Raw genomic sequence first — 21,160 nt, 5'->3', positions numbered from 1 at the left:
GGTGCCGTCGTCCCCGCCTGACGCTGCCGCGTCCATCGCATCCCGCCCCGCGGTCGTGACGATCGCGAACGCCCCTCGCATTCGGGGCGGGACGACTAGGAATATAATCTTGGTGGGGGAGGGAGTCAAGCGGGGTGACGGCGGCGTGCGCAGGGCAAGCGGGGGTAGCGATCGCGTGACAACGAGCACGATAGCGTGGAGCGCAAGATCAAAACAGACCGTCATTCCGGGGCGCGAGAGCGATAGCTCGAGCGAACCCGGAATCTTGCAGCACGCCCGGCGCTTGCATCCGCAGCGAGATTCCGGGTTCGCTCGGCCTGCGGCCTCGCGCCCCGGAATGACGGCCGGAGGTGGATGGGTGCTGTGCTGTGCTCAATGCCGGAAGGCACGCAGGAAAGCACGCAGGACGTGCCGGTCAACGACCGTCATCGCGGTGATGGCGTCCAAGGGCGAGGACCTCGACGCGGCGGGCAGCGATCAGTCTCGAACAAGCACGCAACTTCTCTCCGTCATGGCCGGGCTTGTCCCGGCCACCCACGGAAACCGGCACGGCATCGCTTGGGAGCGTGGATGGCCGGGACAAAGCCCGGCCATGACGTGTTGACCGAAGTGCCTCCGCAGCAGGTCAGTACGACGTGGTAGGGCGGCTTGTGTGCTCGCAGCCCATCCTTCGAGACACCCGGCTTCGCCCTGCGGGCTGCGCCGGGGTTACTCAGGATGACGGCGATGGTGGAGTGAGCGCAAGATCCAAATCAGGCTGTCATTCCGGGGCGCGAGAGCGATAGCTCGAGCGAACCCGGAATCCAGTATTGCAGGGCGGTGAGTACTGGATCCCGGGTTCATTCGCAGCTTCGCTGCTCATGCCCCGGGATGACAGCTTTGGAGGGATCCTCGCAATGACGAACTTAAGCAAACGTAGCCCGTTAAGCAAACGTAGCCCGGCTAAGCGAAGCGACATCCGGGGCCTTGGCCACCCTGGATATCGCTGCGCTGATCCGGGCTACAGGAGCGACCGTAGCCGTCGGCTTACGCCGCCAGCATGTCTTTCAGATCCTGCTCCGGCGAAGTGATCAGCTTCAATCCGAACTGCTGATTGAGGATGCCGACCAGGTTCGGCGTGAGAAAGCCCGGCGCGGTGGGGCCGACGCGGATGTCCTTGATGCCGAGCGCCAGCAGCGTCAGCAGGATCACGATCGCCTTCTGCTCGAACCACGACAGCACCAGCGACAGCGGCAGTTCGTTGACGCCGCAGCCGAACGCATCCGCCAAAGCCAGCGCCAGCTGGATCGCCGAATAGGCGTCGTTGCACTGCCCGACGTCGAGCAGCCGCGGAATGCCGTTGATGTCGCCGAACTCCAGCGAATTGAAGCGGAACTTGCCGCAGGCAAGCGTCAGGATGAGGCTGTCCTGCGGCACCGATTGCGCGAGCTCCTTGTAGTAGGAGCGCTCCATCTTGTCGCCGTCGCAGCCGCCGATCAGGAAGAAGTGCTTGATGTTGCCGGCCTTGACCTGATCGATCACCGCCGGCGCCGCCTGCATCAAGGCGTTGCGGGCAAAGCCCGTGGTGGTGTAGTGCGCAGGCTCGTCGGCGGCGAAGCCCTGCAGCGCCAGCGCCTTGTCGATCGCGACGGAGAAGTCGCTGCCTTCGATGTGCTGCACGCCGGGCCAGCCGACGATCGAGCGGGTGTAGATGCGGTCGCCATACTGCCCGACATTGGGATCGATCAGGCAGTTCGAGGTCATCACGATGGCGCCGGGGAAGTTCGCGAACTCCTTCTGCTGGTTCTGCCAGGCGGTGCCGTAATTGCCGACCAGGTGCGGATATTTCTTCAGTTCGGGATAGGCGTGCGCCGGCAGCATTTCGCCGTTGGTGTAGACGTTGATGCCGCGGCCTTCGGTCTGCTGCAGGATCAGTTCGAGATCGTGCATGTCGTGGCCGGAGACCAGAATGGCCTTGCCCTTGACGGCCTTCAGGTTGACGCGGGTCGGCTCCGGGTGGCCGAAGGTTTTGGTGCCACCTTCGTCGAGCATTTCCATGATGCGGTAGTTGAGATGGCCGATGTCCATCGCGCATTTGAACAGCGCGTCGATCTCGCCGGGATCTTCGCCGAGATACGCCATGAAGTCATGGAAGCGCGCATAGACCTCGACGTCGGTCTGCCCGAGCACGCGGGCGTGCTCCATATAGGCGGCGGCGCCCTTCAGGCCGTAGAGGCAGAGTAGCCGCAAGCCCAGCGCGTCCTCGCCGATCGACGCCTTGTCGGCGTTCAGCGCGACGCGGCCGGCCTGCGACAGGATCGCCGCGCGCTCCTCGGGCAGCTCGTAATCGGCGGCGAGCGGCAGCACCTGCGGCGTCACGCCCTGCTCGGCGCAGGCGGCGAGATAACGGCTGCGCAGCCGGTCGCGCAACGCGACGGCGCGGCGGCTGAACGCGATGATGCGCGCGGCGTCGAAATTGACGTTGGTCAGCGTGGCGAAGAAGCCCTGCGGCACATAGCCGTCGACCTCGTCGTCGACGACGCCGACGCTGCGCGCCGCCTTGGCGTACATCGACACGCTCTGCAACAGCCGCACCAGCATGTCCTGCAGGTCGGAGATCTCGGCGGTCTTGCCGCACATCCCGCGTTGATAGCTGCAGCCATTGCCTTTCGGCGCGCGAATGGTGTGTTCACATTGGATACAATACATCGGGCATTCCATGGGTGCGGGGACTGCTAGAAACGCAATCGCGCCAGAGGGTTATGGGGGCTTGCGGGGCCGGCCGGGGTTGCGGATGCGGTTATAGGCGCGCAAGCCGCCGGCTCTTTGTGCTGGCACAACCTCAGCGGCGAGAGCCGGCTGCGCGGGACGGCGACGGACGTCACTTCAGCGCCGTTAGGGGCGCCCTCTCCCCGTCATGGCCGGGCTTGTCCCGGCCATCCACGGAAACGGGCACGGCATCGCGTGTGGGCGTGGATGGCCGGGACAAGCCCGGCCATGACGTGGTGAGCGAAGTGCCTCGACGGCACGGCCATTAATGAGAAGTGCCCACCTCGGTTGCACGGCCTCGCAATGGGGAGCACGGCGCAAGTGCGCCTTCCCCACCCTCCATTCTACATTCTCACGGGAAGAACACGGCCAGCCACACCGTCGGCGGATCGGCTTGCGTCGCCTCGACGCGGTGGCGGGCGTGCGCGGGGATTTCCACCAGAGCGCCGGCGCGCAGCGCGATCAGCCGGTCGCCGTCCGCAAAGCGCAGCGTCGCCGCGCCCGCCAGCAGCACCACGACTTCGGTCTCGGCCTGGTCGTACCAGAACCCCGGCGGGCTCGCCTGCCCGGTCGAGACGATGCGCTCGAAGCGGACGTCGCCGCGGCTCAGCAACGTCTCCAGGCTTTCGTCCGGCCCCGGTGGCGGCAATGGGTCGAGCAGGTCTTTGACGATCATCCGCGCTCCTCGGTTCAGCCCCCTTGTTAGCACGGCGATCGCCGCGGCGCAGGCGGTCGCCCTGCCGCGCCGCAGCACGGCGACCGGCATTTTCCGCGCGGCGGGCGGCCGCCGCCGCCGACATCCGGCTATCCAAAGCCGCGAAAACTTGCCACAACATCGGCGTGGATTGGTGCGGAGGCGAGATGAAGCGCTATGTGATTTTCGCGTTGATCGGCCCGTCGCTCGGCGGCTTCCTGCTGCTGATCGCGACCACGGTGATGTCGGGCTATTGGGACAAGACCTCGCTGTCCGAAGTCGGCAAGCTGTTCGTGATCCTGTTCTCGACGCTGCAATACAGCTACCTGTTCGGGCTGTTGCCGTCGCTGATGATGGCGGCGATCGACGACATCCTGGCGCATGTCAAGGGGCTGCAGCTGCCGCTGCGGATGGCGATCGGCGGCGCCATCGGCTTCGTCGCCACCGCGCTGATGTATGGCGGCCGCGGCGCCGATAGCGGCGTCAAGCAGTTCGTGCTGTACGGGCTGGTCGGCCTGGTGCCGACGCTGCTGAATTCCTGGCTGTCGCGCAACGTCACGCCGAAGGAGGCGGTGGCCAAGGCGTGAGCCGCGTCGGGAGCAGACGGCGGCCGCGGCGACGCAAGTGAGGCGCATCTCAAGGCGATGCAAGTGGAGCGCATGCAGAGGGGATACAAGTCGTGCATCGCCGTCCGCCCATACCGCACGGCGGTATCGTCATGCGCTCGGTTCGGCGGCCGCTAGGCCTTAAGGCCGCGCCTTGCGGACTCGCTGCCTGAAAGCCCCCTGCCGCCACCCTCCGCGCCGAGGCTGCCGCGTCCACCGCACCCGGCCGGGAGGAGTGACGATCGCGAGCCGCCCATCGTTAAGTGGACCGGAATGAATAGGAATATAAGCATCGCTAGACACTTAGTCAATGGGACTTTTCTCGATTTTTCTCTCTGGTCGTCTAGTTCTACAAACGACGGTCACGCACCGACGCGAATCGCTACAGACCGCCATGGGCGGGCCGTTTATGAGCGGAGTTCAAGATGCCTAAGTTAGCTGGGGATCATTTAAGAGATCGCGTCGCCGGCCTGCTACGAGTGAAATTTCAAACGGTAGAAGTCGAAAAGCGGCTAAACACAACAACAGCGGATGTGTTCTTTGTTGATGATACGAGCCCGATATTTCCTCGCCGGATAGCGGTCGAAGCTAAAGATTGGAGCAAAGGGCTCACGAGCGCCGATATTGCCTCAATCCACACCCTCTATGCACCCGCATTGTCACAGCGGACGATCGACAATCTTTGGATCATCGGCAAACACCAGCTTTCCGGATCCCCCCGAGCATCCGTGGCATCTCTTACCAACGTGCAATATTCGACGTTCGAGGAATTTCGAGCGTCACTGATGAATTTTACCGCACTACTAAATCATAACATTCTTGCTTTTGAACAAAGCGATGCATCAAAATTCTTCGTCGATACACGAGTTCGGAATAGCGACAAAAAGCTATTTGACTATGTAATGAAATGGATGGAGCTCAATCGATCTGGCTTAGTCGTATTCGGCGGATATGGACTTGGAAAAACCACCTTCAGCCTCTACGTAGCAAGCATACTTTCAAAACGATACCTGGACGGCACATTCGATCGAATTCCCATTAGAATCCCACTAGGAGGGATGTACTCCAAGCAAGACGTGGTCGCTCTTATCTGCTCAGCTCTAAGCGGAGCCGAGAGTGGCGTTTCAGTCAAAGATTTTTCTTACACAATGTTTCTGGAGATGAGCCAGCAGGGACAATATTTGTTGATTCTAGACGGCTTCGACGAGATGCGCCATGCAATGGATCTAGAGGACTTTGTTTATACGTTCGAACAAATGAAGCCCCTTTTTTCCGGGAAGGCGAAAGTGATAATTTTAGGGCGCCCGGACTCCTTCCTCTCAAACCAAGAAGAGGAAAAGATCTTATCTTCTCTCTTTGACGGCGATTCCGAAAGACAAAAGCGACTACAGACCGTGGACGTAGCATTCTTCAATGGCCAGGAGACCGAGGCATATCTCGGCAACTTTCTCTCCAAAAAGAAGCCACCACTGTCCAAGGAGCAACACGCTAAATACACTTCGCTTCTCCGGCAACTTCCCGATTCTGACGCGAACATCCTTCTTCGACCTGTTCAACTGAAGATGTTCACATCGATAATTGACGAGCTTCTAGATCTAGACGCGCCCCTAACCAGATATGAGCTATACAGAAAGTTTATTTATGGCTTCATTGTAAGAGAGTCCAGAAAATGGGCAAGGCAACCTCCTGCGGAAGTACTCAACAGCAAGAGTCTGCGCGACGATCGAATGACCTTCATGCAATGGATGGCATGGTGGCTGCTAAACACCAAGAAAGAGAATCGGTTTTACGCTGAGGAAATCCCCATCGAAATAATCCCAGCCGGAATGCGAGTGAAACAGAACAACAATGCAGCAATCAGAGAAGCGCTAGTCGGATCAGTCATCGAGCCTGTAAATCAATCTGGCGTACTGAACAACAAGGCCAAGCGCTTCTATTACTTTCCTCACAAAAGCTATCTTGAATTCCTCGTTGCAGATTATTTTGAAAATGCAAGATTCAGACGCGACGACTATCGGGATTTTATGTCGAACGTGAATGCTGAGATTCTTTCTTTCATCGAAGAAGGCCCTGGAGGCGGAATTAGTAATCTTCGGGAAGGATTAATGCACGACTTGGGCGTAGTGGACGCGCGCATATTAGAAGTTTGCGCCAAAGATAAGAAGATCGCTTCAGAGGTCGGCGACACCAGAAGAGGAAACCGACATCAAAGCAATATCTACGCACACTATTTTTATCTACGAAAGAATGGATTAGACACAGAGCCATACCTACTGGCACGCCTTAGCGACTCAATTACATTGAATTCCGTTCTCGCGACCTACAATTGCATTGCAAACGAGACCCGGATTTCCGGCAGAACAACACTTGTGAAAGCTATACTAGCCAGTGCTATTACTGGCATTTCGCACCATAAAATCAGAAATTATTTGGAGAGCTCGCAGCCAATTGAATTTTATCAAGCCGACATTGAAGCCTTACGCGCTTCAGTTCTGTCGTCTTGTGTGAAATATCAACACCCAAAGAAACAATTCAGATTCTCCATAAGCGCCCTCCTAGTTCTAATTGAAAGGGCAGCTCGTGGATCGATGTTCGTTCATCTCCCCGACTCTGGATACCAGCTTGAAGAGATGCGATTTCTAGCAAACGAGATCCTGGAGACTATCGGGGCTCATTCAGCCGTACTAACTAGCCTTCTGAACAAGGGTGGGGCTAATGGAATCATTATCGCTGTCTCGCTACGGGGTGACGCCGCTGAACGGTTTGACTAGCAAGCGCAGCAAACGTAGCCCGAATGAGCGCAGCGATATGCGGGGCCGGGGCCCCGGATGTCGCTTCGCTCATCCGGGCTACAGGGCTGCGACAAGCGCGAGTGGGAGTGACCGTAACGCAAAATCGGCGGGCCTTGGCCCGCCGTTTTTGGATGGATGGCCGGGGCAAGCCCGGCCATGACAGTCAGTATTGATTGATCGTCTCAGTTATCCAAAAAGCTCCTGAGCTTCCTGCTCCTCGACGGATGCTTCAGCTTCCGCAGCGCCTTGGCTTCGATCTGCCGGATGCGTTCGCGGGTCACCGAGAACTGCTGGCCGACTTCTTCCAGCGTGTGGTCGGTGTTCATGCCGATGCCGAAGCGCATGCGCAGCACGCGCTCTTCGCGCGGGGTGAGCGAGGCCAGCACCCGCGTGGTGGTTTCGCGCAGGTTGCTTTGGATCGCGGCGTCGATCGGCAGGATCGCGTTCTTGTCCTCGATGAAGTCGCCGAGATGCGAATCCTCCTCGTCGCCGACCGGGGTCTCCAGCGACAACGGTTCTTTGGCGATCTTCAGAACCTTGCGCACCTTCTCCAGCGGCATACCGAGCTTTTCGGCCAATTCCTCGGGAGTGGGTTCGCGGCCGATTTCGTTCAGCATCTGCCGCGAGGTGCGCACGATCTTGTTGATGGTCTCGATCATGTGCACGGGAATACGAATCGTGCGGGCCTGGTCCGCAATGCTGCGGGTGATCGCCTGCCGGATCCACCAGGTGGCGTAGGTCGAGAACTTGTAGCCGCGGCGATATTCGAACTTATCGACCGCCTTCATCAGACCAATGTTGCCCTCTTGAATGAGATCGAGGAATTGCAGGCCGCGGTTGGTGTATTTTTTCGCGATCGAAATCACCAGACGCAAATTCGCCTCGACCATTTCCTTCTTGGCCTGGCGCGCCTCGCGCTCGCCCTTCTGCACGCCGTGCACGATCTTGCGGAATTCGCCGATCTCGAGCCCGGTGAGCGCCGCCAGCGACTGGATCTCGCCGCGCAATTCCTTGATGCGGTCCTTCTCGTGGGCGACGAAATTCTTCCAGCCTTTGGCGGACAGTTTCGACACCCGGTTGAGCCAGCGCGGATCGAGCTCCGAGCCCTGGTAGTTGCGCAGAAAGTCTTCGCGGGCGACGCCGTGGCTGTCGCCGAGCCGCAGCAGCCTGCCTTCGAACGACACCAGCTTCTTGTTGATGTCGTAGAGCTGCTCGACCAGCGAATCGATACGCGCCTGGTTCAGCCGCAGCGACTTCACCTCGACGATGATCTCGTCCTTCAGCTTCTTGTACTTGCGCTCCTGCGCCGGCGACAGCGTCTCGTTCTGCAGCTGGTTGGAGATGTCCTGTTCCTGCAGGCGGCGCAGCTTCTTGTAGTTCTCGGCGATCTTGTCGAAGGTCTCCACCACCTTCGGTTTCAGCTCGGCCTCGATCGCGGCGAGCGACATCTGGTTTTCGAACTCGTCGTCGTCGGCATCGCCATCGGCGGATTCCGCGCCGTCCTTGGTTTCGTCGGCGGCGGCCGCGGCGCGCGGCGGCGCGGCGCGGAACGGGGTCGGCTGCGGCGGCGCGGCCGGCGGTGCTGCGACCGCCTCCGGCCCATCGGCGGCTTCGCCGTCGGCGGCGGCCGGGGCTGCGATCAGCGCCGGGTTCATGTTGTTCTTGGCGTCCGGACCCGCATAGGTGGCTTCAAGATCGATGATGTCGCGCAGGAAGATCTTTCCTTCGTTCAATTCATCGCGCCAGATGATGATGGCCTGGAACGTCAGCGGGCTTTCGCACAGCCCTGCGATCATCGCCTCGCGGCCGGCCTCGATCCGCTTGGCGATGGCGATTTCGCCCTCGCGCGACAACAGCTCGACGGTGCCCATTTCGCGCAAGTACATGCGGACGGGATCGTCGGTGCGCTCGCCGGGCTCGGACTTCTTGGTTTCGGTGACGGCCTTTTGCGTCACCTCGACCAGTTCGTTATCGGGCTCTTCCTCGGCCTCTTCCTTGGAGTCGTCCTCGTCGCTGTCGGCGTCGTCGGCCTCGGACACGTTGATGCCCATGTCGGAGAGCATCGACATGATGTCCTCGATCTGTTCGGGCGAGGTGGTGTCGGAGGGCAGCACTTCATTGAGCTGATCGAAGGTCACGAAGCCGCGCTTCTTGGCCTGCTTGATCATCTTCTTGACGGCAGCGTCGGAGAGGTCGAGCAACGGCGACGGCGCGTCCGGGGCGTCCTTCTCCGGCGCGTCGACGACCTTGTCGTCCTTGGAATCCTTGGTCTGCAGCGTCTTTGCCTTGGTGGCCATTCAATGCTCCTGAAACGCGCTCACGCCGGGGGCGTCGCCCACCCCGCTATGAATTACACTCCGCCTTGACGCGGAAAGGGCGGCGCCCGACCGCGCCACCCCGAAATCAATCTCGCCGATGTCGCACGTTGAGAATTTTTCCCGCCGTTCGCCGGATCTCTCACCTAGCCGGAAGTGTTTAACTCTCGCTTAACCCTGTTTCTGCAGCCAAATCCCGGATTTGGCGAGTCTTTTTCCGGTTCCGGGGGCCGCCGTCAAGCTGCGAATCAGACGCTGCGCTGGAATCGGCCCGAGGACTCGCCGAAGCCCTCGATCAGCGCTTCGGTGCCGTCAACCTCCGCCAGCCGGGCCTTGACGTCGCGCAGCCAGCCAAAATTCGCTTCGCTCTGCTGGTCGCCCAGCGCCAGCTCGGCGTCCTTCAATTCCCTAAGTAATGAGTGCCACTGCCGATGCAAGGCAACCAATTGATGCCACGTCGAAAGAACGTCTTCCGGCGCCGCGCCGGGCGCCGCGGCCCACACATCGTTGGTCGTGATCGCGCGTTCAACGCGTTGAAGTTGCTCGGACAATCCTGCGGCCGCGAGATCGGCGCGGAGTTTCGCGCTGGGCTCGCCGGGCGCGGCGGTATGATGATGGTCGTTGGCGAAGGCTGCTATGATACCGGCGCGCAACCGATGCGCTTCCGGATGCGCCAGTTCCAGCGCCGCCACCTCCTCCAGCCGGTCGTCCAGCAGCCAGGGATGATTGATCAGGGTTAACAAAATCAGCGCCTCGCGGCGCGAGATCGCGCTGCGCTGGCCGCGCATGATCGGGCTGGAAGCGAGGTCGGGGCTCGCCACCTGGTAGGGGCTGCGGTTGATGGTCTGGCTGCCGGCCGACGCCGCGCCGCGGCCGAAGCGCGGCTGAATCCGGCCGGCGGCGCCCGGGGTAAAGGCGGACCGCTGCGGAAAGCCGCGGCCTGATTCGCCGCCGAAGCCGCCGGCCCGCGGCCCGCCGCGAGCGGCATAGCCGCCGCGACCGCCGAAGCCGCCCTGCGGCGCGAACGCCGCGCGCAGCCGCTCCGCCATGTCCTGGCGATAATAGCGCCGCAGCACCTCGTCGCGGATGCCGTTGGTGAGCTCGTTGATCCGCGCCTCGAGGGCGGCGCGGCGTTCCGGGGTGGCGAAGCTGCCGCTCTGGATCTCGCGGGTCCACAGCACGTCGGCGAGGCCGCGGGCCGAACCGATCACCTCCTCGATCGCGGCGCGGCCGCCGGAGCGCGCCAGATCGTCGGGGTCCTGGCCTTCCGGCAGCAGCGCAAAGCGCAGGCTCTTGCCCGGAGCGAGATGCGGCAGCGCCATGTCGGCGGCGCGCCACGCCGCCTTCTGCCCGGCCTTGTCGCCGTCGAAGCACAGGATCGGCTCGTCGGCCATCTTCCATAAGAGCTGCAGCTGGTTTTCGGTGAGCGCGGTGCCGAGCGGCGCCACCGTGGCGGCATAACCGGCGCCGACCATGGCGATGACGTCGACATAGCCTTCCACCACGATCAGCGGCGCGCCGTCATGTGCGGCGGCGCGCGCCACCGCGAGGTTGTAGAGATTGTCGCCCTTGTGAAACAGCGGGGTTTCCGGCGAGTTCAAATACTTCGCCGGAACGTCCTTTTCCAGCGCGCGGCCGCCGAACGCGATCACCCGGCCGCGCACGTCGGTGATCGGAAACATCACCCGGTCGCGGAACCGATCGAACGGCACCGGGATGTCTTCGCCTGCGATCAGCAGCCCGGCCTCGACCATGTCGTCGACCGGAATGCCGAGCTTGCCCAAATGCTCCTTCAGCGCGAAGCGTTCGCCGGGCGCATAGCCGAGGCGGAATTTCAACTGCGTGGCCGGCGACATCGCGCGGTCGGCGAGATAGCCGCGGGCGCGGGCGCCCAGCCTTGAGGCCAAGGTGTCGGCGAAGAACTTCGCCGCCAGATCCATCACGTCGTAGAGCGATTTGCGGCGTTGCTCCTGCCGCGCGGCGTCCGGCGTCACCGCCGGCAGCGGGACGCCCGCCATCTGCGCCAGCCGCTCCACCGCCTCGGTGAAGCCGCAGCCGTCGGTCTCCATCACGAAGCTGATGATGTCGCCGTGCTTGCCGGACGAGAAGTCGTGATAAAATCCCTTCTGGTCGTTGACCGTGAACGACGGCGATTTCTCCTGCTGGAACGGCGACAAGCCCTTCCACTCCCGCCCCGCCTTCTTCAATTTCACGCGGCGGCCCACCACTTCCGAAACCGGAAGCCGGGCGCGCAGTTCGTCGAGAAATTGCGGGGTGAAGCGCATCAGGGTTTTTCGGCTCGCGGGGCATGGCGGGCTGTCGCCAACCGATCATGGATATAGGGTTTGCGCCACGAAAGCGAAGGGCGGCGGACTTGTCCCGGATATACACAGGGGGACCGCACCGCCGTCAGGGCTCCTCGGCTCCCCGCTCCGTGCGACTGATGGTCACCAAGCGAAACTTCCCGCTGTCGTCATAGCCGCGCGCGCTCGGCGTGAGGCTGCGCCTCAGGCGCCTCGCTCACGCCGGCACCACCTCGTCGGTCACCACGACGAATTTGACGAGGTCCATGCGGCCGAAGCTGGTGGTCAGCGCCACGTCGGCGGCGTCGCGGCCGGTGCCCATCAGGATGCGGCCGATCCGCGGATGGTTGTGGCGGGCGTCGAAGGTGTGCCACTGGCCGGATAGATAGGCCTGAAACCAGCCGGAGAAATCCATCGGCGCTGGATCGCGCGGCACGCCGATGTCGCCGAGATAGCCGGTGCAATAGCGCGCCGGGATGTTCATGCAGCGGCAGAACGTCAGCGCCAGATGGGCGAAGTCGCGGCAGACGCCGGCGCCCTCTTGATACACGTCATGCGCCGATTTCATGTGATGGGCGTGCTGATAGCCGAAGGTGACGTGGTTGTGCACGAAGTCGGTGATCGCCTTGACGCGGGCGAAGCCGGGCGGCGTGTTGCCGAACAGCGACCAGGCGATGTCGGTGAGCTTGTCGGTCTCGCAATAGCGGCTCGGCATCAGATATTGCAGCATCTCGTCGGGCAATTGCTCGATCGGCACCTGCTCGGCGGTCGGCACCATCGCGTCGGGCAATCCTGAGTCGCGCACCAAGGCGTTGCCGTAGAAGGTGATGCCGCCGGCCGGCGCCACCAGCCGGCCGCAGACATTGCCGAAACCGTCGCGATAGAACCCGATCGGCACGTTGGGCTGCGTGACGATGGTCTCGGTGCCGACGATGTCGGCAAACCGCGACGGGTGAATGCTGAGCATGATCACCATCGGCGTCGGATTGATCGCCGCGTAGCTGATTTCGAACCCGACCTTGATTTCCATTGCTACTCCCTCTCCGGCTCGCCGGCTGAGACCACGCGGATGGTGACATCCATCCCGATGAATTCGTCGGCACCGCCGAGATAGCTGCCGTGCAGCGGGATCGCCTGGCTGGGATCGCGCGCCACCGCGACGCGCACCAGATCGCGGCTGCCGATGATGCCGTTGGTCGGATCGAACTCGATCCAGCCGGCGCTCGGCAGATAGACCTGCACCCAGGCATGCGTCGAACCGCCGCCGACATAGCCGTGCGCGCGATCGCCGTGCACGAACAGATAGCCGGAGACGAAGCGCGCCGCGATGCCGAGCCTTCGCAGCGCCTCGATCATCAGCAGCGCGAAATCGCGGCAGGTGCCGGAGCCGGTCTGCAGCGTATCGAGCGGATGCTGGGTGCCGCGCTCGTGCCGCTTGCGATAGCTGAACGAGGCGCGGATGCCGTGGGTCATCTCGCTCAAGATCTTGAAGGTCGGCGTCGGTCCGTCGGGGTCCAAGTAATTGCGCGCCCAGGCCGACAATTCGCCATCGGGGTCGCCATATTGCGGACGCACGAACTGCACCAGGTCGGGAAATTCTTCGTCGTCGTAGCGGAACGGATAGAAATAAGCGGCGTCGTCCGGCGTCAGCGCGAATTCGTCGGTCGGCTCGTGCTCGACGGTGGCCACCGAGTTGAAGGTCAGCGTGGTCGAGCGCTCGTCGAAGGTGGCGATGGCGACGCTGTTGCCGAACACGTCGTGGATCCAGCGCAGCGCCATCGGCGGCGGCGTAATATCCAACTGGCCTTTCAGCACCCGCAGATCGTGGCCGTCGCGCGGCCGCAGCATGATGCGGTGCTCGCCGAACGCAACGGGCTGCGAATAACGATATTCGGTCTTGTGATGAATGGTCAGCAGCGGCATCTTTGAAGCAATCATCTCGTGACTTTATGCCCTCAAATCTGTACCGATGCCTGCTTAATCGCAAGCCGATCTGCTGCTTCGACAGGCATCGTTAAGCCCATCATCCAGGACAATGCGCGTATGCCAGTTCTACGTTTCGGAACCGCGGATGTTCCGGTGATCGAGAAAAATCCGAATGGCGGCTCGCCGTTTCTTTTGACCTGCGATCACTATGGCCGGCTGATTCCGCCGCAACTCGACAATCTCGGCGTCGCGGCCAGCGAACTGACGCGCCACATCGCCTGGGACATCGGCATCGCCGGCGTCGCCGAGCGATTGTCGGCGGCGCTCGATGCGCATCTGATCGCGCAGCGCTATTCGCGGCTGGTGATCGACTGCAACCGGCCGCCACGCGCGGCGAGTTCGATTCCGCTGGTCAGCGAGGCGACCTTCATCCCCGGCAATCAGGGGCTGACGCAGGATCAGGCCGCGGAGCGCCGGCAGTCGATCTTCGATCCCTATCACCAGCGCATCGGTGAGGCGATCGACGCACGGCTCGCCGCGGGCCACGCCACCGTGCTGGTGTCGCTGCACTCGTTCACGCCGAGCTATGCGGGCGTCGCCCGGCCCTGGCACATCGGCACGCTGTACCACCGCGACACCGTGCTGCCGCCGCTGCTGCTGGCGGCGCTGCGCGAAGAGCCGGGGCTGGTGGTCGGCGACAACGAACCCTACGGCGTCGATGATGCCACCGACTACACGATTCCGGTTCATGGCGAGCAGCGCGGGCTGATCAACAGCGGCCTCGAGATTCGCCAGGATTTGATCGAGAGCGAGCAAGGCCAGCGGCAATGGGCGGAGCGGCTGGCGCGGGCGTTGACTGAGATCGAGGCTGCGCTGCGTGCGCGCGGGCTGATCGGCTAGTTGATCGATCCGCGAGGGGATGTACCGCGCATCTGGTCGATGCGGTTCGTCACAACGCGCCTGTCATCCCGGGGCATGAGCAGCGAAGCTGCGAAATGAACCCGGGATCCAGTAATCACCGCCCTGGAATACTGGATTCCGGGTTCGCTCGCCCTGCGGCCTCGCGCCCCGGAATGACGGCTGGTGTGGTTAAAGACGAACGAGCCGACTGCGATTCACCTTGCCCGCGACAGCGCCAGCCACAGCCCGCCGCCGATCATGAAGCCGCCGGAAATCCGCGACAGCAGCCTGGTGCGGCGCGCCGAGAAGAAATGCCGGGCACGCCCCGCCAGCACCGCGTAGATGCCGTCGGTGACGCCGGCGATCACCATGAAGGTGGCACCGAGCAGCGCCACCTGCGGGAAGTGATCCTTTTCCATGTCGACGAATTGCGGGATGAAGGCGCCGAAGAACACCAGCACCTTCGGATTGCTGAGCAGCACCAGCAGCCCCTGCAGGAAGAACCCGCCGCGCGGCGGCGGCGGCGGCGTGTCGGCCTCGAGCGCGTGCGCCGGGGCGCGGATCAGCGCGATGCCGAGCCAGATCAGATAGGCGGCGCCGGCCAGCCGCACCCAGTCGAACCAGTAGCCCATCGTCGCCATCAGCGAGGTCAGCCCGACCGCGACGATGCCGATCACGATGGTGAAGCCCAGCTGCGCGCCGGCGACGTTGGTCAGCGCCGGGCGGGTGCCGTGGCGCAGCCCGTTGGCGATCACCAGCGTCACCATCGGACCGGGCAACAGCGCCAGCCCGACGCAGGCGGCGACGAAGGCGAGATAGACTTGCAGCGACATGGGAAGCTCGGATGCGGGGGATCGAGCCGCGATTATGCATGGCCGCGGCGGCAATGAAAACCGCGGATTGCGCAGGGCGAACCAACGCTGAGGTTATGTGCCACTGCGCAAGGCTTGGTGTCCCGGTTCTGCGGAGCAACACCCTTCGCGTTGCTCCGCAGAACCGGGACCGTTCCAAGCGCTGTGGTCCGTTACGGCCCCGGATCTGCAGCGGACCACGCCGCAAATGCGGCGCGCTGCACTGCGTCCGGGGCACAAACGTCGCGCGCGCGACCCTGTCAGGCCGACCCGCCGGAGCGAACCGGGTCGCCGTCGCCGCGCGGCGCAGGCTCCGCCGGGCGCGGCATCGCGATCACGGTCCCGCCGCTTTGGCCGGGTTGCCGCGCCACGGGCTCCGTTTCTGCCGGCGCCACGACCGCGGCCACCGGCTCGACGATGCGGCGATACAGATGCCAGGTGGCATGGCCGAGCACCGGCAGCGTCACCAGGAGGCCGAGGAAATACGGCAACGCGGAGATCGCCAGCAGCAAGACGATGACCGCGGCCCAGCCGATCATCGGGCCGGGGCTGGTCACCACCGCGCGCACGCTGGTGACCATCGCGGTGACGAAATCGACGTCGCGCTCCAGCAGCAGCGGAAACGACACCACGGTGAGCGAGAACAGCACCAGCGCCAATGCTGCGCCGACGCAATTGCCGACTGCCAGAAACAGCAGTCCCTCATTGGTGGTCAGCAGCACGGTGAGGAATTCGCTCAGGCTGCCGAACGAGGCGTTGAGCCCGAGGATCAGCGCGATCAGAAGCCGCACCTGGTACATCCAGACGATGAACACGAACAGCGTGACGAACGCCATCCAGCCGACCTCGCCGCGACTGCGCACCGTCGACCAGATCGCCCGCAACGACAGCCGCTCGCCGGCCTCGCGGCGGCGACTGACTTCGTAGAGCCCGACCGCGACGAACGGCCCGATCAGCGCGAAGCCCGCCGCCAGCGGATAGGTCAGATAGACCATGCCGAAGGCGGTGACGCTGAGGGTGATGATGATGCCGCCGAGCGCGTAAATCGCGCCGAAGCCGAGGCCGTAGAGCGGCGCGGCCTGGAAATCGCGCAAGCCGCGGCTCAGTGCTTCCGCGACGTCGGCGACCGTGATGCGCCGCACAACGGGATCGACTTTGCCGGAGATCGAGGACATCGATTCCTCCCTGATTAGTCTTGTTGTTAGTCGCGATTGTTCGCCGGACGCCGCGCTGCGTCAATCACATGCTGATCGCAAATGCGTGTTGCTGCACCGCGGTGCGAGGCAATCAGTCCCGGGCGCGAAGTTCCCGGCGCAGCACCTTGCCGGTCGCGGTCATCGGCAACTGCTCGGCGAATTCGATCAGCCGCGGATATTCATGCGCGGCGAGCTGCACCTTGACGAAATCCTGGATGGTTCGCGCCAGCGCGTCGCTCGGGGAAAAGCCCGGGCGCAGCACGATCCAGGCCTTGATCGCCTCGGTGCGGATCGGATCGGGCACCCCGACCACCGCGGCGAAGGCGACTGCGGGATGTTTCAGCAGCGTGTGCTCGATCTCGGAGGGGCCGATGCGATAGCCGGCCGAGGTGATGACGTCGTCCTCACGGCTGACGTACCAGAAGTAGCCGTCTTCATCCTGCACGCCGAGATCGCCGGTCAGCAGGAACTCGCCGGCATATTTCGCCGCGGTCGCTTCGGGGTTGTTCCAGTAGCCCAGCATGGTGCAGGGATTGGGCTGCCGCACGCCGATGATGCCGCGCTCGCCGCGCGGCAGCTCCTCGCCGCTTAGACTGACGATGCGGACGTCGAAGCCGGGCGTCGGCTTGCCCATCGAGCCCGGCCGGATCGGGAATAATCGCGCGTTGTTGCCGACCACCAGATTGCATTCGGTCTGGCCGTAGATCTCGTGCGCGTCGATGCCGAACGTGGCGCGGACCCACGCCAGCAATTCGCCGCCGAGCGATTCGCCGCCGCTCAGGATGCTGCGCAGCTCGACGCCGGGATGGCTGACGCCGGCCTGCCGCATCAGTTTCAACGCGGTCGGCGGCAGGAACACGCAGCGCACCGCGTGTTCGGCCATCAGCCGCATCGCGGCCTGCGGCTCGAACTTCTTGGCGCGATGCCCGACCACCGGGACGCCGTGGTACCAGGCCGGAAACAGCGCGTCGAACAGCCCGCCGATCCAGGCCCAGTCCGCCGGGGTCCAATACACGTCGCCGGGCTTCGGGAAGAAGTCATGCACCATCTCGATATTCGGCAGATGGCCGAGCAATACGCGGTGCGCGTGCAGCGCGCCCTTCGGATTGCCGGTGGTGCCCGAGGTGTAGATGTTGATTGCGGGGTCATCGGCGGCGGTGTCGAGCGTGGCGAACGCGGCCGAGGCGTCGCGCAGCGCCGGCCAGAACGCGGTGGCGCCGGTTGCACCATCGCTGGTGACGTAGATGTGGCGCAGCTCCGGCAGCCGGTCGCGGATTTTTTGCAGCTTGGCATAGCCGCCGGCGTCGGTGACGATCGCCTTGGCGCCGGAATTGGCGAGGCGAAACTCCAGCGCGTCCTCGCCGAACAGCGTGAACAGCGGCACGGAAACGAGCCCAGAGCGGAACGCCGCCAGATGCGCGATCGGCAGCTCGATCGACTGCGACAGGAAGATCGCGACGCGGTCGCCACGGACAAGCCCGGCTTGCTGCAGCACAGTGGCGAAGCGCCGCGAGGCGTCGGCGATCTCGTCGAACGACAGCCGCGTGGTGGCGCCGTCCTCGTCGACATAGATCAGCGCGAGCCGGCCGGAGCCGTCGGCGTGGCGGTCGCAGGCGGCGGTGGCGATATTGAAGCGCGGCGGAATTTGCCAGCGGAAGTCGCGATACAACGTCTCGTAGTCCGAGGTTTCGGCGAGCATCGGGGCCTCCCAGAGACTTCTGTTTCTGCGCGCGGCTTGTGCCGCGCGTTCAGCCGTCATTCCGGGGCGCGGGCAGCGTGAGCCGCGCGCGAACCCGGAATCTTGCGCCGATGGCACGCGCAATGTCGGCGAGATTCGACTGTCGCGAGATTCCGGGTTCGCTCGCCTAACGGCTCGCGCCCCGGAATGACGGGCTTCAAACAGAGCCGCCCGCCGCTCTCGCGCCGCCGGCTAGCCGCCGGTCAGCGCGGCCTTCACCAGGCCGCTGGCCTTGCCGAAATCCATTTGGCCGGCGTATTTCGCCTTCAGCGCGCCGATCACCTTGCCCATGTCCTTGATGCCGGCGGCGCCTTGCTCGGTGATGGTCGCGGCGATCGCCGCCTTGACCTCGTCGTCCGACATCTGCTGCGGCAGATAGCCGGAGATCACGGCGATTTCGGCGCGCTCGGCGTCGGCGAGTTCGGCGCGGCCGCCCTTGTCGTAGAGCTCGACGGATTCCTGGCGCTGCTTGATCATCTTCTGCAGCACGCTGAGCAATTCGCCGTCGGTGAGCGGCGGCTTGCCCTGGCCGCGCGCCTCGATGTCGGCGTTCTTGATGGTCGAATTGACCATCCGCAGCGTCGACAGCTTGCGCTCATCCTTGGCCCGCATCGCGTCCTTGACGGCATTGTTGATATTCTCACGCAACATGAAAAACTCCTCTGGCAGCGCATCCGCGCCGTGTTGCGGCTGATTTAGGCCGTCCGGCGAAGTGTGACAACTCAGATCCGCAACCAGTCCAAGAGCGCCGCGGCAGTCTCCTGCGGCCGCTCCAGCTGCGGCAGATGCCCGCAATTGGCGATCGTCACCAGCTTGGCGCCTGAAATGCCCTCGGCCATTTCCACCGACAGCGCGTTCGGGATGGTGTTGTCCTGGTCCCCGGTCAGCACAAGCGTCGGGCAGCCGATCTTGGCCAGCGTGGCGCGGGAATCCGCGCGTCCCATGATCGCGGTGAGCTGGCGGGCGAACGCCTCGGGCCCGACGTCGGCGGCCATCGCCTCGACCTCGGCCAGCAACTCGGCGTCGTCATGCCGCGACGGATGCACGAAGCCCGGAAACAGCGCGCCCACCGCCTCGCTATAGCGGCCGGCGTTGATGCCTTCGATCTGGCGGCGGCGGCGTTCTTTGGCTTCGTCGCTGTCCGGCCGCGCCTGGGTGTTGAGCAGGGCGAGCTTCGCCACCCGCTCCGGCGCCTGCCGCATGATCTCCAAGGCGATGTAGCCGCCCATCGAATGCCCGGCCAGCGCGAAGCGCGGCGGCGCCTCGGCGAGAATCCGCCGCGCGATCGCCCCGATGGAGTCGTCGCGGAGATGGTTGGCGACCGTCACCGGGCCGTGGCGCCACAGCTGCGGGACCACCGGGGCGTAGATCCGCGGCGAGCCGCCGAGCCCCGGAACGAGCAGAATCGGCATCGGATTGTCCATTTGGCCTCCCGCACCGGCGAACTTTCGGCGAATCCGCCGGGTCGCCCGGCGGGGCAGCCTAGAGGGCAACGCTCCCCTGTCAAATCTCGCCGAAACCGGGAAATCCCCGGCTTCCGGCTTTGACGGGCGCGGGGCCGGGCTCTATGTAATGGGCTCATGACAACCTCAGAAACCAACAAAGCCTGGCCGGACCACAAACCGACCGCGCTCCTCGTGCTTGCCGACGGCACCGTGTTCGAGGGCTTCGGCCTCGGCGCGGAGGGCCACGCGGTCGGCGAAGTCTGCTTCAACACCGCGATGACCGGCTATGAGGAGATCCTCACCGATCCGTCCTATGCCGGGCAGCTGATCACCTTCACCTTCCCGCATATCGGCAATGTCGGCACCAACGACGACGACATCGAGACGGTGAACATGGCGGCGACGCCGGGCGCCCGCGGGGTGATCCTGCGCGCGGCGATCACCGATCCGTCGAATTATCGCTCCTCGCGGCATCTCGACGCCTGGCTGAAGGCCCGCGGCATCATCGGCCTCAGCGGCATCGACACCCGGGCGCTGACCGCGCTGATCCGCGGCAAGGGCATGCCCAACGCGGTGATCGCGCATTCCCGCAGCGGCGAATTCGAGCTGCACGCGCTGAAGGAGGAAGCCCGCGAATGGCCCGGCCTCGAGGGCATGGACCTGGTGCCGATGGTCACCTCCGGCCAGCGCTTCACCTGGGACGAGACGCCGTGGATCTGGAACGAAGGCTTTGGCCGGCAGACCGCGCCTGAATTCAACGTGGTGGCGATCGATTACGGCATCAAGCGCAACATTTTGCGGTTGCTCGCCGGCGAAGGCTGCAAGGTCACCGTGGTGCCGGCGACCACCTCGTCGGAAGATATTCTGGCGATGAATCCCGACGGCGTGTTCCTGTCGAACGGCCCCGGCGATCCGGCGGCGACCGGCCAATACGCCGTGCCGGTGATCAAGGACGTGATCGCGTCGGGCGTGCCGACCTTCGGGATTTGTCTCGGCCACCAGATGCTCGGGCTGGCCCTCGGCGGCAAGACCGTGAAGATGCACCAGGGCCATCACGGCGCCAACCATCCGGTCAAGGACATCACCACCGGCAAGGTGGAGATCACCTCGATGAACCACGGCTTCGCGGTCGACAAGACCACGCTGCCGGGCAATGTGCAGCAGACCCACGTCTCGCTGTTCGATGACTCGAATTGCGGCATCGCGCTGGCCGACAAGCCGGTGTTCTCGGTGCAGTACCACCCCGAAGCCTCGCCCGGCCCGCGCGACTCGCACTATCTGTTCAAGCGGTTTGCCGAGCTGATGCGGGCGAAGAAGAGCGCGTAGGCGTTTCGGCTGACTGCGGCGCCGCCGTCGCCGCGGCGCCGCCCCAATAACGACCGTCATTCCGGGGCGCGAGAGCGAAGCTCGAGCGAACCCGGAATCTCGCGGCAAGCGCAAGCATTCCCAGCAGCAAGATTCCGGGTTCGCTCGCCTGACGGCTCGCGCCCCGGAATGACGGCCTTGTTAGATCACCCGCCGTGCTGATCGCACGATGCGCCGCCGCCCTTGCACGAGCTTTTTGTCATCGCGAGTCGTCATCCTGAGGAGCCCGGCTGAGCTCGAAGAGCGAAGCCGGGCGTCTCGAAGGATGACCGGCCACGAGTG

At 63.8% G+C, this 21,160-nt stretch carries 15 protein-coding genes; 4 read left to right on the top strand and 11 right to left on the bottom strand.

The annotated features are described in order from the left end of the window. Positions 1 to 1,026: 1,026 nt before the first annotated feature. Both hcp and HNR60_RS15710 read right to left on the bottom strand, forming a co-directional pair. The gene (hcp, locus tag HNR60_RS15715; RefSeq protein WP_184259116.1) at positions 1,027 to 2,688 is read right to left on the bottom strand and encodes a hydroxylamine reductase; all 1,662 of its coding nucleotides are present in this window, start codon (positions 2,686 to 2,688) and stop codon (positions 1,027 to 1,029) included. Positions 2,689 to 3,100: 412 nt separating this feature from the next. Further along, on the bottom strand, positions 3,101 to 3,424 hold the full coding sequence (locus tag HNR60_RS15710; protein WP_184259114.1) for a cupin domain-containing protein: 324 nt from the start codon (positions 3,422 to 3,424) through the stop codon (positions 3,101 to 3,103). Between the two features lie 185 nt (positions 3,425 to 3,609). On the opposite strand from HNR60_RS15710, the gene HNR60_RS15705 reads away from it, so the two are divergent. Further along, positions 3,610 to 4,029, top strand: coding sequence for a DUF5413 family protein (locus HNR60_RS15705; RefSeq protein ID WP_184259112.1), 420 nt, complete (start codon positions 3,610 to 3,612; stop codon positions 4,027 to 4,029). A 443-nt stretch (positions 4,030 to 4,472) separates the two neighbouring features. Then, positions 4,473 to 6,818 (top strand): NACHT domain-containing protein, encoded by a 2,346-nt coding sequence (locus tag HNR60_RS15700; protein WP_184259109.1) that lies wholly within the window; start codon positions 4,473 to 4,475, stop codon positions 6,816 to 6,818. A 203-nt stretch (positions 6,819 to 7,021) separates the two neighbouring features. Here the strand turns inward: HNR60_RS15700 and rpoD are convergent, their stop codons facing one another. The 4 genes from rpoD to HNR60_RS15680 all read right to left on the bottom strand — a co-directional run bounded on the left by rpoD (position 7,022) and on the right by HNR60_RS15680 (position 13,380). Then, entirely contained in the window at positions 7,022 to 9,136 is a 2,115-nt protein-coding gene (gene rpoD / locus HNR60_RS15695; RefSeq protein WP_184259107.1) for an RNA polymerase sigma factor RpoD, read from the bottom strand. 266 nt (positions 9,137 to 9,402) lie between these two features. After that, positions 9,403 to 11,439, bottom strand: coding sequence for a DNA primase (dnaG, locus tag HNR60_RS15690; protein WP_184259105.1), 2,037 nt, complete (start codon positions 11,437 to 11,439; stop codon positions 9,403 to 9,405). Between the two features lie 235 nt (positions 11,440 to 11,674). After that, on the bottom strand, positions 11,675 to 12,487 hold the full coding sequence (locus HNR60_RS15685; protein ID WP_184259103.1) for a transglutaminase-like domain-containing protein: 813 nt from the start codon (positions 12,485 to 12,487) through the stop codon (positions 11,675 to 11,677). 2 nt (positions 12,488 to 12,489) lie between these two features. Continuing rightward, positions 12,490 to 13,380, bottom strand: coding sequence for a transglutaminase family protein (locus HNR60_RS15680; RefSeq protein ID WP_184259138.1), 891 nt, complete (start codon positions 13,378 to 13,380; stop codon positions 12,490 to 12,492). Positions 13,381 to 13,500: 120 nt separating this feature from the next. On the opposite strand from HNR60_RS15680, the gene HNR60_RS15675 reads away from it, so the two are divergent. Then, complete coding sequence (locus HNR60_RS15675) at positions 13,501 to 14,283, top strand: N-formylglutamate amidohydrolase (protein ID WP_184259101.1); 783 nt, start codon at positions 13,501 to 13,503, stop codon at positions 14,281 to 14,283. Positions 14,284 to 14,498: 215 nt separating this feature from the next. Here the strand turns inward: HNR60_RS15675 and HNR60_RS15670 are convergent, their stop codons facing one another. From HNR60_RS15670 to HNR60_RS15650, 5 genes are all read right to left on the bottom strand, one after another. Next, positions 14,499 to 15,116, bottom strand: coding sequence for a LysE family translocator (locus HNR60_RS15670; protein ID WP_184259099.1), 618 nt, complete (start codon positions 15,114 to 15,116; stop codon positions 14,499 to 14,501). Positions 15,117 to 15,394: 278 nt separating this feature from the next. Then, positions 15,395 to 16,309: a DUF2189 domain-containing protein gene (locus HNR60_RS15665; protein ID WP_184259097.1), complete on the bottom strand. Its 915-nt coding sequence runs from the start codon at positions 16,307 to 16,309 to the stop codon at positions 15,395 to 15,397. Positions 16,310 to 16,421: 112 nt separating this feature from the next. Beyond that, the gene (locus tag HNR60_RS15660; protein WP_184259095.1) at positions 16,422 to 18,029 is read right to left on the bottom strand and encodes an acyl-CoA synthetase; all 1,608 of its coding nucleotides are present in this window, start codon (positions 18,027 to 18,029) and stop codon (positions 16,422 to 16,424) included. Between the two features lie 231 nt (positions 18,030 to 18,260). Next, positions 18,261 to 18,719 (bottom strand): GatB/YqeY domain-containing protein, encoded by a 459-nt coding sequence (locus HNR60_RS15655; protein WP_184259092.1) that lies wholly within the window; start codon positions 18,717 to 18,719, stop codon positions 18,261 to 18,263. Positions 18,720 to 18,790: 71 nt separating this feature from the next. Beyond that, positions 18,791 to 19,492 carry an alpha/beta fold hydrolase gene (locus HNR60_RS15650; RefSeq protein ID WP_184259090.1) on the bottom strand — a complete coding sequence of 234 codons (702 nt, stop codon included), beginning with the start codon at positions 19,490 to 19,492 and terminating at the stop codon, positions 18,791 to 18,793. A gap of 156 nt (positions 19,493 to 19,648) precedes the next feature. Between HNR60_RS15650 and carA the strand changes: the two genes are divergently transcribed. Further along, positions 19,649 to 20,839: a glutamine-hydrolyzing carbamoyl-phosphate synthase small subunit gene (gene carA / locus HNR60_RS15645; protein ID WP_184259088.1), complete on the top strand. Its 1,191-nt coding sequence runs from the start codon at positions 19,649 to 19,651 to the stop codon at positions 20,837 to 20,839. Positions 20,840 to 21,160: the final 321 nt, after the last annotated feature.

It is taken from the genome of Rhodopseudomonas rhenobacensis (assembly GCF_014203125.1).
GTDB lineage: Bacteria > Pseudomonadota > Alphaproteobacteria > Rhizobiales > Xanthobacteraceae > Rhodopseudomonas_A > Rhodopseudomonas_A rhenobacensis.
This window is presented reverse-complemented; position numbering and strand designations above follow the sequence as displayed.